The 12659-nt window shown below is 63.0% G+C and carries 9 protein-coding genes; all 9 read right to left on the bottom strand.

The genetic code is table 11. The features are described 5' to 3' along the window. Positions 1–236: 236 nt before the first annotated feature. The gene (argH, locus tag H7688_RS11170; protein ID WP_183361196.1) at positions 237–1613 is read right to left on the bottom strand and encodes an argininosuccinate lyase; all 1377 of its coding nucleotides are present in this window, start codon (positions 1611–1613) and stop codon (positions 237–239) included. Between the two features lie 221 nt (positions 1614–1834). Then, complete coding sequence (locus H7688_RS11175) at positions 1835–2992, bottom strand: hypothetical protein (RefSeq protein ID WP_183361197.1); 1158 nt, start codon at positions 2990–2992, stop codon at positions 1835–1837. 203 nt (positions 2993–3195) lie between these two features. Beyond that, a complete protein-coding gene (locus H7688_RS11180; RefSeq protein ID WP_183361198.1) occupies positions 3196–3636 on the bottom strand; it encodes an NUDIX domain-containing protein in 441 nt (146 codons plus the stop codon). Positions 3637–3700: 64 nt separating this feature from the next. Then, positions 3701–4915 (bottom strand): argininosuccinate synthase, encoded by a 1215-nt coding sequence (locus tag H7688_RS11185; RefSeq protein WP_183361199.1) that lies wholly within the window; start codon positions 4913–4915, stop codon positions 3701–3703. 136 nt (positions 4916–5051) lie between these two features. After that, the gene (gene argF / locus H7688_RS11190) at positions 5052–5963 is read right to left on the bottom strand and encodes an ornithine carbamoyltransferase (protein ID WP_183361200.1); all 912 of its coding nucleotides are present in this window, start codon (positions 5961–5963) and stop codon (positions 5052–5054) included. Between the two features lie 265 nt (positions 5964–6228). Next, positions 6229–7425, bottom strand: coding sequence for an acetylornithine transaminase (locus H7688_RS11195; protein WP_183361201.1), 1197 nt, complete (start codon positions 7423–7425; stop codon positions 6229–6231). 308 nt (positions 7426–7733) lie between these two features. Further along, positions 7734–8612 (bottom strand): acetylglutamate kinase, encoded by an 879-nt coding sequence (argB, locus tag H7688_RS11200; RefSeq protein ID WP_183361202.1) that lies wholly within the window; start codon positions 8610–8612, stop codon positions 7734–7736. Between the two features lie 127 nt (positions 8613–8739). Next, positions 8740–9879 (bottom strand): hybrid sensor histidine kinase/response regulator, encoded by a 1140-nt coding sequence (locus H7688_RS11205; protein WP_183361203.1) that lies wholly within the window; start codon positions 9877–9879, stop codon positions 8740–8742. Between the two features lie 142 nt (positions 9880–10021). Beyond that, the gene (gene alaS, locus H7688_RS11210; RefSeq protein WP_183361204.1) at positions 10022–12649 is read right to left on the bottom strand and encodes an alanine--tRNA ligase; all 2628 of its coding nucleotides are present in this window, start codon (positions 12647–12649) and stop codon (positions 10022–10024) included. Positions 12650–12659: the final 10 nt, after the last annotated feature.

Consider the following 12659-nt stretch of genomic DNA (forward strand, 5'->3'; position numbering starts at 1 on the left):
GCCCTCTCCTTTTTGTGCCGGTGCTCTCGCTCCCACGCTCCTGCGTGGTTACGGGAGTGTTGGCCTATTCCTGCCGCTCCGGGCAGGTCCCAACTCTTCCCCTCCCTTGGCGGGAGGGGATAGAGGGGTGCGTGAAGCTGCCACAACGTAACACTGTCAGTACCTTCGGCCTCCCCCTCATCCCGGCCCTTCCCCGGCAGGGGGAGGGTGGAGTTACCCAGAGGGGGAACCGGGCACTACCTGCCTTCCTTGGCCCTTTCGATCTCAGCCTGTACCCGCTCCAGCGCAGTGCCGCCGGTCGCCTTGCGGGCGTTCACCGAGGCTTCCAGCGTGATGCAGGCAAAGATGTCATCCTCGATCTTCCCGGAGAAGAGCTGCCACTCGGCCAGGGAGAGCTCGGGGATGTCCATCTCGTTCTCGATGCAGTAGCGCACCGCCTTGCCGACCACCTCGTGGGCGTCGCGGAACGGGAGACCTTTGCGTACCAGGTAGTCCGCCACGTCGGTCGCGGTGGAGAACCCGGCGCCGGCAGCCTGGCCCATGCGCACCGGGTTGATGCGCATCTCGCGGACCATGTCGGCGAAGACCTTGAGACTCCCCTTCACGGTGTCGATGGTGTCAAAGAGCGGCTCCTTGTCTTCCTGCATGTCCTTGTTGTAGGCCAAGGGGAGCGACTTCATCACGGTCAAAAGCGCCATCAGGTTGCCGTAGACCCGGCCGGTCTTGCCGCGTACCAGCTCCGGGACGTCCGGGTTCTTCTTCTGCGGCATGATTGAGGAGCCGGTGCAGAAGGAGTCGGAGAGGTCGACGAACTTGAACTCGCTGGTGGACCAGAGGATGAGCTCCTCCGAGAAGCGCGACAGGTGCATCATGAGGATCGAGGCAGCCGAGCAGAATTCGAGGGCGAAGTCACGGTCGGAAACCGAGTCGAGCGAGTTGCGGGTTACCTCGGGGAAGTCCAAAAGCTCCGCCACGTGCTCACGATCGATGGGGAAGGTGGTCCCGGCCAAGGCTCCGGCGCCCAAAGGGAGCACGTTGGTGCGCTTCAGGCAGTCTTCCATGCGACCCTTGTCGCGCTTGAGCATCTCGTGGTAGGCCATCATGTGGTGCGAGAACAGGATGGGCTGCGCGGTCTGCAGGTGGGTGAAGCCGGGCATCATCACGCCCAGGTTCTCTTCTGCCTGGTAGATGAGCGAATCCATGAGCAGGTCGAGGTAGGCCGAGATCTCCACCAGCTCGTCGCGCAGGTAGAGGCGGATGTCCAGCGCCACCTGGTCGTTGCGCGAGCGCCCGGTGTGCAGGCGCTTGCCCGCGTCGCCGATCTTCGCCGAGAGGCGTGCCTCGATGTTCATGTGGATGTCTTCCAGTGACACCGAGAAGTCGAAGGTGCCGGCCTCGATCTGCTCCAGGATCTCCTTCAATCCCTTGACGATGAGCTCGACGTCCTCGATGGGGATGATCCCCTGCTTGCCGAGCATGGTGGCATGGGCGATGGAGCCGCGGATGTCCTGGTGGTAGAGGCGCTTGTCGAAGTTGATCGATGCGGTGAATTCTTCAACGAACTTGTCGGTGGGCTGCGTGAAGCGTCCGCCCCACAACTTGTCTTTTGACATGGTTCAATCTCCTGCTGGATGTGATCTCGAACTGCGAGTTGTTGTGTTGTCTGCTGTCCTGCCACCGCAGTGCCTAAGGCGAGTGCGGCTGGGCGAATGATTATGCGCCCCTACCGGGAAGCCTGCCCTGTAAGGGAGCCACAAAGCCATAAAGTAGGTGGCACTACGGTCCCCCACGTTGAAAAAGGGGGGCAGGGGGATTCGCTTTTTCCTGCATACCGTCAGGCGTGCGGGAACTCCAAGGGGGCTACGCCGCTTAGCTTGTGCCACCCCTCCTCGGGGTTCCACGTCAAAATCGAGTGCACCTTGAGCGGGATGCGCGAGCTGCGCGGGTCGAGCTCGTGGTGCAGCGGCAGGTTGAAGTAGTAAAGCCTCGTGCCGGTGCCGAAACGAAGCCGGCAGACCGGCGCGCCGCCGAAATCGTCGCTGGAGAACTCGGCCTCCTGCACCTTGTGCAGCTTGTGCCGCGCGCTGATCGCCACGAAGGAGACGCCGAAGCATCCCTGGCTTGCGCACTGAGTCCCCTCGAGCTCTGTTTCGTCCGAACAGTTGCCGAAGACGGTCACCGTCTCGCGTACCCCCGGGGTGTCTTCCAGGTACTCGCCGTAGAAGCCGGTCAGCACCTCACGGTAGGAGTGGTGCTCGGGCTTCGGGTTGCACTGGATCACGAAGAGCGCGTCCAGTGACTGGCGCATGGTGAAAAAGAGCCGGTCCGCGTGGTCGATGATCTGCCGGATGTTCGAGGAGTAGAGGTCCCGGTACAGGTAATCCAGGCAGATGAGCGTCATGAAGTTGAAGCAGGCCGGCTCGCCCCGGAACAGGTAGAAGTGGCGCCCGCGGTACAGGTCATGGTCCTTGTCCAGGAACTCCTCGCCCCGGAACGGGTGCGTCTTTGCTTCCAGGAAGACCCGCAGCTTGCCGGTCGCCTCCTTCACCACGATGGCGCACCAGTTGACCGGCATCCCCTCGATGTCGCCGGAATCGAGGTCGTGCTCCACGCAGGCGAGCGCCTCGGCGTTGTCGGCGTGGAAGCGGACCAGCATGCGCCGGTACACCTCGAGCGGGATCTGCTCCAGGCCGAACATGGTGACCGTGTTGTGCAGAAAGCCCTTCTCGATGATCTGCAGCATCTCGTCGAAGTGCGCCACCGGGATGGAGCACTCCGGGAACATCAGGAAGTGCAGCCGTTTCAGGTTTCCTTCCGCGGCCACCACCAGGTCGAGGATCCCCTTGACCTGGCGCCACTTCTCCTCAGGATCCGTAAGGCCGTAGAGGTGCCCGTTGCGCCTGAGCCGGTTCGGGATCTGGGCGATCATGCAGTGCAGGTGGTGCCCCAAGGGGAACTCGAGATGGAGGTGCTGCTCGATGATCTTGACCATAAGCCGGGCGGGTCTCCTCCGTAGAAGGTGGCGTCGCTACAGCGGGTGGTGGTACTTGGGCAGAGCCCATAAATTTTCAAAAATCAGTTCATGCTCGTTCCGGGGTAGTGACGACCTTTAGTCGGCAACGGGCCGCAACGTTTCCCCCTTTGCGAAGGGGGGGGCAGGGGGGATTTCCTGTCGGTGCCCCCGGGTCCAGACCGCTACTTCCCGTCCGTCGTCCCCGGAAAGAGCTTCCCTAATATGAACCGCGCACCGTCGGGCATCTTGTACTGTCCCAACTCGCCTTTCGGCACCCAGCGCGCCTCCGCCACCTCGTCGCGGTTGTGGTTCACGTCGCAGTACAACGGCGCGCACTGGTAATAGATGATGATGAAGTGGTAGTTGTCGGCGCCGGGGGTTACGTGCTCGAAGACGTCGATCAGCCTCCCCACCTCGACCTCGAGCCCGACCTCCTCCCAGACCTCGCGCTTCAAGGCCTCGACGATCGGTTCGCCCAGGTCGATCTTGCCCCCCGGCATGACCCATTCGCCCTTAAAGGGGGGGACGTTGCGCTTGGTCAAGAGCACCTGCTCGTCCTGGTCCACGATGACCGCGACGACCGAGGTGACGATATGGCTGGCTTTGAAGCCGACGGGTTCCATATAAGCGGATAGGGGCACGAGTGACTCGTGCCCCTATGACCTCCCTTAAACGTAGCGGGTACGGTTACTTCTTGTTCTGCATCAGCGAGCGGATGCGCAGCCTGAGCGAGTTCAGCTTGATGAAGCCCTCGGCGTCCGCCTGGTTGTAGACCTGGTCCTTCTCGAAGGTCGCGAAGTCGAGGTTGAAGAGCGAGTTGGTCTCGGACTTGCGGCCCACGGTGCGGCAGTGGCCTTTGTAGAGTTTCACGCGGGCAACGCCGTTCACGGTCTTCTGCGACTCGTCGATGAGCGTCTGCAGCATCTCGCGTTCCGGTGCGAACCAGTAGCCGTTGTAGACCATCTCGGCGTAGCGCGGGATCAGGCCGTCACGAAGATGCATGACTTCGCGGTCCATGGTGATCTGCTCGACCGCCATGTGCGCCTCGCGCAGGATGGTGCCGCCCGGGGTCTCGTAGACGCCGCGGGACTTCATGCCGACCGAGCGGTTCTCGAGGAGGTCGACGCGGCCGATGCCGTGCTCGCCGCCCAGGGTGTTCAGGTGGGCCAAAAGCTCGGCCGGGCTCATGCGCACGCCGTCCACGGCCACCGCGTTACCCTTCTCGAACTCGATCTCGACGTACTGCGGCTTGTTGGGCGCCTTCTCCGGCGACTTGGTAAGCACGTACATGTTCTCCGGGGCTTCCATCCAGGTGTCTTCCAGGATGCCGCCCTCGAAGGAGATGTGCAAAAGGTTGCGGTCCGAGGACCAGGGGCGCTTCTTGGTGATCGGGATCGGGATGTCGTTTCTCTTGGCGTAGTTGATGAGCGCCTGGCGGGAGTTGAGCTTCCACTCCCTCCACGGGGCGACGACGGTAATGGCCGGGTTGAAGTGGTAGTAGGCCAGCTCGAAACGGACCTGGTCGTTACCCTTGCCGGTGGCGCCGTGGGAGACCGCGTCGCACCCTTCGATCTGGGCGATTTCCATCTGGCGCTTGGCGATCAGCGGACGGGCGATCGAGGTGCCGAGGAGGTAGTGCCCCTCATAGATCGCGTTGGCGCGGAACATGGGGAAGACGAAGTCGCGCACGAACTCTTCTTTCAGATCGTCGATGTACACCTTGTCGGCGCCGGTTTTGAAGGCCTTTTCGCGGACCGGCTCGAGCTCGTCGCCCTGGCCGAGGTCAGCAGAGAAGGTGACCACTTCGCAGCCGTACTCGTTTTTGAGCCACTTGAGGATGATGGAGGTGTCCAGTCCGCCGGAGTAGGCGAGGACGATCTTTTTGACTTCTTTCTTGGCCATGTGGCCCTCCTTAGGTTTAAGTCAACGGCTAGCACACGGATAACAGCGGAAACAAGGACAAAAAACAGGATCAGTTTCTTGTTAACCCGGCCTCTTTGCCTGGGTTTCCGCGCAATCCGCGTGCCCGGGTTGGTAGTTACTTCATCAGGGTGGCCATGATGGCCTTCTGCACGTGCAACCGGTTCTCGGCTTCGTCCCACACCACCGAGTGCCAGCCTTCGATCACCTCGTCGCTGATCTCCTCGCCGCGGTGCGCGGGGAGGCAGTGCAGCACGATGGCGTCTTCCTTGGCGACCGACATCAGGTTGTTGTCTACCTGGTAGCCGGCGAAGGCCTTCTCGCGGATCTTCTGCTCCTCTTCCTGTCCCATGCTGGCCCAGACGTCGGTGTTCACCACGTCGGCTTCGAGAGCGGCAGCCTTGGGATCGCGCACCACCTCGATCTTCGAGGTGCCGTTTGCCTTGGCCCAGGCCATCACGGTGGCATCCGGGTCGTACCCTTCCGGGCAGGCCAGCGTCAGGTCGAAGCCGAAGATGGCAGCTGCCTCGATCCAGGTATTGGCCATATTGTTGCCGTCGCCGATCCAGGCGAACTTGAGCCCCTGGTAGCTCCCCTTGTGCTCGATCACCGTGAAGAGGTCCGCCATGATCTGGCAGGGGTGGTGCAGGTCGGTGAGCCCGTTGATGACCGGGATCGAGGCGTACTTGGCGAACTCCTCGACGGTTTCCTGGGCGAAGGTACGGATCATGACGCCGTCGCAGTAGCGGGCCATGACGCGGGCGGTGTCCTTGATCGGCTCGCCGCGCCCCATCTGGGAGTCCTTCGAGCTAATGAAGAGAGGGTGCCCCCCCAGCTGGTACATGCCGACTTCGAAGGAGATGCGGGTACGGGTGGAGGACTTCTCGAAGATCATGGCGAGCGTCTTGCCCTTCAGGAGGTGATGCTCGACGCCACTCTTCTGCTTTTGTTTCAGCTCTTTGGTGAGGGCGAAGATGGCGTCCAGTTCGGCCTTGGTGAACTGGCTCAGGGCGAGGAAGTCTCTTTTCATAGGTTGCGGTCTCTCTTTGCGGAAGGCGCGTTCGCCTCATTAATATACCCGATACGCCGATTTTAACAGCGAATGGGGAGAAATACAGGTCAATCTGTGCCGGCTTTTCCGGCGTTGCTCGAATTCCCCCCCGCCCTTGACGGGTGGGGGCTGGGGGGGAGGGAGGATTTGGCATGGTCTGAACGAATGAACGTGGTGCGGGTTTTCCCTAGCCCCCCAGTCCCTAGCCCCCAGTCCCTATCCCCTGCCTTTCAACTCCCTGCCTCTACTTCATTTCCTCGAGGATGGCGCTCAGCCCGGAGATCATCTCGTCCACTTCCTTCTTGCCGACGATCAAGGGCGGTACGAAGCGGAGCACCTTGTCCTGGGCGCAGTTTAAGAGCAGGCCGCGCTCGAGGGCGGTCTTCACGATGTCGCCGCCCGGAACCTTCAGCTCGACGCCGATCATCAGGCCGATGCCGCGCACTTCCGCGATCACCTGCGGGAACTTGTGCATGAGTGCTTCCAGTTCGCCGGTCAGGTACTCGCCGATCTCCTCGCAGTGGTTCAGGATCCCATCCTCGAGGATGGCGCGCACGGTGGCGACGCCGGCCGCGGTCACCAGCGGGTTGCCGCCGAAGGTGGAACCGTGGGTGCCGGGCACGAAGGCGGCGGCCAGTTCGTCGGTCGCCAGCATGGTGCCGATCGGGGCGCCGCCTGCCAGCGCCTTGGCGAGCGTCATGATGTCCGGGGTGATCCCGAAGTGCTCGTGGGCGAAGAGCTTGCCGGTGCGTCCCATGCCGACCTGCACCTCGTCGAAGATCAGGATGAGCCCGTTCTCGTCGCAGATCTGGCGCACCTGCTGCAGGTACTCGCGGTCCGGCACCACCACGCCGCCTTCACCCTGGATCGGCTCCAGCATGACGGCGCAGGTCATCGGCGAGACGGCGGCTTTCAGGGCCGCGGCGTCGTTAAAGGGGACGTGACGGAAGCCGTGCAAGAGCGGATCGAAGAACTTCTGTACCTTCTCCTGGCCGGTGGCCGAGACGGTGGCCATGGTGCGGCCGTGGAAGGAGGCGAGCGCGGTGATGATCTCATAGCGGTCCGGGCCGTACTTCTCGCGGCTGTAGCGGCGCGCGAGCTTAATGGCGGCCTCGTTCGCCTCGGCGCCCGAGTTGCAGAAGAAGGCCTTGTTGGCGAAGCTGTGGCTGCACAAGAGCTCGGCCAGCTCGATCTGCTGCGGGATGTGGTAGTAGTTCGAGCAGTGGATAAGCTCAGCGGCCTGCTTGGCGAGTGCTGCCGTCACCTTCGGGTGGCAGTGCCCCAGGTTGTTGACGGCGACCCCGGCCAGGAAGTCCAGGTACTTCTTGCCGTCGGCGTCCCACAGGTAGCACCCTTCGCCCTTGACCGGCACCAACGGGTAGCGCCCGTAGGTCCGCATGATGTACTTGTCGGCTTTCTCGATCCATTTTGCTGAATTCATGGCAACTCCAAAAGGCAGGGGCTAGGGACTGGGGGCCAGGGACTGGGGAAAACCAGAACCTTGAGCGCCCGCGGGCCTGAGCCATCGCCAGCTTTATTAACGGCAGGAACCGCAATCTGCCACGCAGCAAGGCGCCGCGTCTCCTGCGTTTCAATTGATAGAAGAGGGTGAGTTCCAGGGAGCCGGTGAAGCCACGGGCGAATGATGATTCCCCCCTGCAGGTGCCCGGCTCTGGCACCAATGAAACCAGCCCCAGTTTTCGCCTGCGCCTATACTAGCCCCTAGTCCCCAGTCCCGAGCCCCTGGTTTTACGCTTCAAACTCGGTCCCGATCCCCACGTTGGTGAAGATCTCCAGCAGGATGGCGTGCTCGATACGGCCGTCCACGATGTGCGCCTTCTTGACGCCGGCGGCCAGCGCATCGGTGCAGCAGGTGACCTTGGGGATCATGCCGCCGGTGACGGTGCCGTTGTCGATCAGCTCGGCCACCTCGGCGAGCGGAATGCTGGAGAGGAGCTCGCCCTCCTTGTTCTTCACGCCGGAGACGTCGGTCAAAAGGATCAGCTTCTCGGCGCCCAGCGCCGCAGCCACCCGGCCGGCGACCAGGTCGGCGTTCACGTTGTAGCTCTCGCCGTCGCGACCCACGCCCACCGGCGCGATCACCGGAATGAAGCCGCCTTTCTCCAGGGCCTGGATGATGGCCGGGTTCACCTCGACCACGTCGCCCACGAACCCGATGTCGACCATCTCGACCTTGCCGTCCTCGCCGCGCACTTCCTGCAGCATCTTCTCGCAGATCAACAGGTTGCCGTCCTTGCCGGAGATGCCGGCGGCGCGCCCCCCCTGCTGGTTCAGGTAGCCCACCACCTCGCGGTTCACCTGGCCGGTCAGCACCATCTCGACCACGCCCATGGTTTCCGTGTCGGTGACGCGCATCCCTCTGACAAACTCGGAGACGATGCCGTAGCGTTTCAGGGTTTCGTTGATCTGCGGACCACCACCGTGCACTATCACGGTGTTGATGCCAATGTATTTGAGCAGGATCACGTCCAGTGCGAACGACTTGCGCAGTTTCTCGTCCGCCATTGCGTGACCGCCGTACTTGATAACAATGGTCTTACCGGAGAAACGCTTGATATACGGCAGCGCCTCCATGAGTGTGCTGGCTTTCTCTATGAGTTTTTGCATGGGCGCCTCTATATATCAATAGCTGCATGGAAAGCCGTTAATATAGCACGTAGGGGGAAATAATCAACTTCAAAGAGGGATTTTACCCTGAAAAGGGAGGGAAACGGTGGGGGGAGCTGGGGCCGCTTCAGGAGTCCTGGCGGCCCTTGTGGGGGATGGTGATGGTCACGCGGGTACCCAGCTCGGGCTCGCTCTCGATACCGATGCTGCCGCCGTGCATCCGGATGAACTCCCGGGCGTAGAAGAGCCCGAGGCCGAACCCGCGGATCTGACCGCTCTGGCTGGCATCCTCCTGGTAGAACTTCTCGAAAACCTTGGGGATGGCGTCCCGCGCGATGCCGATGCCCTGGTCCTCGACCACGATCCGGTTGATCTCCCCCTCGTCCTGCAGGGTGACACGCACGGTGCCGCTTTCCTTGGAGAACTTGATCGCGTTGTCGATGACCTGCTGCAGGGCGAAGCTGAACTTCTCCCGGTCCAGCATGACCTCCTGCCCCGGCTCCACCTGGACCTGCGGGGTCACCCCGTGCTTGTCGGTCCACTCCTTCGAGCTGGTAACGAGCTTCGGGATGAGCGAGCTCAAGTCGCAGGGCTCCAGGCGCAGCGCCCCGCCGGAGTCCATCACGGTTGAGAAGGTGAGCAGGTCGGAGACCAGTTGCCCGAGGTAACAGGCCTCCCCGTAGATGAGCCCCATGTGCTGGCGGACCATCTCGTCGCTGGGATCGTAGACCCCGGCGGCCAGGTTCTGCAGGAAGAGCGATATGGTGGTGATCGGGGTGCGGAACTTGTGCGAGATGATGGACAGGAAGTTGGTCTTCAACCGGTCCAGGTTCTTCAGGTTGGCGATCTCTTCCTTCAGCGCCTTTTTGACCAGCGCCTTGTCGACCGCGCTTTTCAGCTGCAAGAGGTTGAGTGGCTTGGTGATGAAGTCGTCGGCGTCCGCCTTCAGCGCCTTCAGGATCAGTTCCTTGTCGGCGTAGCCGGTCATGATGATCACCACCATGGTCGGCTCCTGCTCCTTGATGCGCTTGAGCAGCTCCAGCCCGTCCACCTTGGGCATCATCACGTCGGTGAGGATGGCGTCGATGCCGCCGCGCTCGAAGATCTGGAGTGCCTCCTCGCCGTTGGCCGCTTCCACCGCATGGTAGTCGTGCAACGCCCGCATGCAGAGGTCGCGGATGACCGCCTCGTCGTCGACGATGAGGATGGTCTTCTTCTCCTTGTCCTTCAGGAGCGCCAGGTCGGAGTTCTGGGTGAGCTGGAACATAAATAATTCCCGTCGGTTGAAAAAGGGACGACGCCTAGATTGACAGTTTCCAGCGATTCTGCAATTTCAAGGAAAACGTTTCCTGCCGGGAGTACGGTCGAGATCGATCACTCAACCTCAACCGTGACCTCAACCCGTTTCTCTACCCCACGATCTTGTAGACCGCCTCCAACGCCTCGGCAAGGTTCTCCGGCTTGGAACCGCCGGCCTGCGCCAGCTCCGGCTTCCCGCCGCCGTTGCCGCCCACGATCGGGGCGATGGCCTTGATCAGGTCGCCTGCCTTGAAGCGGCCGGTCAGGTCGGGGGTGACGGCAACCAGGAGGTTCGCCTTGACGCCGTCGGCGGTCCCCAGCACCAGGATGCCGGAGCCGAGTTTCTCCTTCAGGGTGTCGGAGAGCTCGCGCAGCCCCTTGGGATCGCCGTCCACCTTCACGGAGAGGATCTTCACGCCCCCCACCTCACGTACCTGCTGGATCAGGTCGGCGGATTTGGTCGCGTTCAGGCGGGCCTGCAGGGTCTCGATCTCGCGGCCAAGCTCGCGCTGGGCGGCCACCAGTTTGTCGACGCGGTCCACCACGGCGCCGGCCTCGGCCTTCACCAGGGTGGCGATGACGCGCTGCTCGTCCTCGAGTGCATGCACCACGGCGAGCGCGCCCATGCCGGTCTGCGCCTCGATGCGGCGCACGCCGGCGGCGATGCCGGTCTCGGAGACGATCTTGAAGAGGCCGATCTCGCCGGCCCCCTTCACGTGGGTGCCGCCGCAGAGTTCCGAGCTGATCTCGCCCACCCGCACCACGCGCACCACGTCGCCGTACTTCTCGCCGAAGAGCGCGGTGGCTCCCGAGGCCATCGCCTCGCTGGAGGCCATCTCGACCGAGTCGACCGGGGAGTTGGTGACGATGTAGCCGTTCACCAGGGTCTCCACCTCGCGCAGCTCGCCTGCGGTCATCGCGGAGAAGTGGGTGAAGTCGAAGCGCAGCCGGTCCGGGCCGACCAGCGAGCCCGCCTGCTTCACGTGGTCGCCCAGGACCTGGCGCAGCGCGGCCTGCAAGAGGTGCGTTGCCGTGTGGTTGCGGGCGGTGGCCGCGCGGGAGGGGTGGTCCACCTTCAGCTCGGCAGCCTCGCCCACGGCGACCGTGCCCGAGGTCACGATGCCGCGGTGCACGATGAGGTCGGTGAAGGGGCGGCTCGTGCTGGTGACGCTCAGGTGTCCACGCCCGGTGGAGATGGTGCCGGTGTCGCCCATCTGGCCGCCGGACTCGCCGTAGAACGGGGTGGATACCGTTACCACCTCGACCTCTTCACCCTCGTTGGCCTCCTCGACCAGGATGCCGTCTTTCAGGATGGCGCTCACCGGGGCGAAGGCGATCTGCTGGGTGTACCCCACGAAGGAGCTCCTGACGCCGGAGCCGTGCAGTTCCTTGTAGATCGCGGCCAGCCCCTGCTCGCCGGAGCCCTTCCAGTGCTCGCGGGCCTTGGCGCGCTGCTGCTCCATGCAGAGGACGAAGCCGTCCTCGTCGAGCCCAAACCCTTCGGCCTCGACGATGTCGGCGGTAAGGTCGACGGGGAAGCCGAAGGTGTCGTAGAGGCGGAAGATCACCTCGCCGGAGATCACCTTCTCGCCGGCCGCCTTGAGACGCGCGGTCTCCTCGTTCAGCATGGCGAGGCCGCGGTCCAGGGTCTCGTTGAAACGCTCTTCCTCGGCCAGGATCACCCTTTTCACGTAGCTCTCGCGCTCGAGAAGCTCCGGGTAGGCCTCGCCCATCATCAGGTTCACGGCGTCGACCACGCGGTACAAAAGCGGCTCCCCCACGCCGAGCATCTTCGCGTGGCGGGCGGCGCGGCGCATGATGCGGCGCAAGACGTAGCCGCGACCCTCGTTGGAGGGGAGCACGCCGTCGCAGATCAGGAAGGTGGTGGCGCGGGCGTGGTCGGCGATGACGCGCATCGAGACGTCGTCCTTCTCGTTGGCGCGGTACTTCTTGCCGCACAGGGTCTCGATGTGGCGGATGATCCCCTGGATCAGGTCGGTGTCGTAGTTGGAGGTGACCCCCTGCATGACCGCGGAGATGCGCTCGAGCCCCATGCCGGTGTCGACCGAGGGTTTCGGGAGCGGGGTCAGCGTGCCATCCTTGTCCCGGTTGAACTGCATGAAGACGTTGTTCCAGATCTCCATGTAACGGTCGCAGTCGCACCCGACGGCGCAGTCCTCGGAGCCGCAGCCGGTGCCGGGGCCGTTGTCCCAGAAGATCTCCGAGCAGGGACCGCAGGGGCCGGTGTCGCCCATGGCCCAGAAGTTGTCCTTCTCGCCGAAGCGGTAGATCCGCTCGCGGGGTACCCCTTCCTGCTGGTGCCAGATGTCCGCCGCCTCGTCGTCATCGTTGTAGACCGTTACGTAGAGCCGGTCCTTGGAGAGCCCCATGTGCCCGGTGAGGAACTCCCAGGCAAAGCCGATCGCCTCTTTCTTGAAGTAGTCGCCGAAGGAGAAGTTGCCCAGCATCTCGAAGAAGGTGTGGTGGCGGGCGGTGCGACCGACGTTCTCCAGGTCGTTGTGCTTGCCGCCGGCGCGTACGCACTTCTGCGAGGTGACCGCGCGGACGTAGTCGCGCTTCTCGAGTCCCAGGAAAACGTCCTTGAACTGGTTCATCCCGGCGTTGGTGAAAAGGAGGGTGGGATCGTTCTTGGGGATCAGGTTCGAGCTCTCCACGAGGGTGTGCCCCTTGGACTGGAAAAAACTGAAGAACTGCGCCCGGATCTCTTTGCCTGTCATAAGCTAACCT

Origin of the sequence: Geomonas limicola, from assembly GCF_014193675.1 — a bacterium.
Taxonomy (GTDB): domain Bacteria; phylum Desulfobacterota; class Desulfuromonadia; order Geobacterales; family Geobacteraceae; genus Geomonas; species Geomonas limicola.

Excerpts from the sequence above, each read along its gene's own strand:
- argH (WP_183361196.1), bottom strand. The coding sequence starts at position 1,613 with ATGTCAAAAGACAAGTTGTGGGGCGGACGCTTCACGCAGCCCACCGAC.
- H7688_RS11175 (WP_183361197.1), bottom strand. The coding sequence starts at position 2,992 with ATGGTCAAGATCATCGAGCAGCACCTCCATCTCGAGTTCCCCTTGGGG.
- H7688_RS11180 (WP_183361198.1), bottom strand. The coding sequence starts at position 3,636 with ATGGAACCCGTCGGCTTCAAAGCCAGCCATATCGTCACCTCGGTCGTC.
- H7688_RS11185 (WP_183361199.1), bottom strand. The coding sequence starts at position 4,915 with ATGGCCAAGAAAGAAGTCAAAAAGATCGTCCTCGCCTACTCCGGCGGA.
- argF (WP_183361200.1), bottom strand. The coding sequence starts at position 5,963 with ATGAAAAGAGACTTCCTCGCCCTGAGCCAGTTCACCAAGGCCGAACTG.
- H7688_RS11195 (WP_183361201.1), bottom strand. The coding sequence starts at position 7,425 with ATGAATTCAGCAAAATGGATCGAGAAAGCCGACAAGTACATCATGCGG.
- argB (WP_183361202.1), bottom strand. The coding sequence starts at position 8,612 with ATGCAAAAACTCATAGAGAAAGCCAGCACACTCATGGAGGCGCTGCCG.
- H7688_RS11205 (WP_183361203.1), bottom strand. The coding sequence starts at position 9,879 with ATGTTCCAGCTCACCCAGAACTCCGACCTGGCGCTCCTGAAGGACAAG.
- alaS (WP_183361204.1), bottom strand. The coding sequence starts at position 12,649 with ATGACAGGCAAAGAGATCCGGGCGCAGTTCTTCAGTTTTTTCCAGTCC.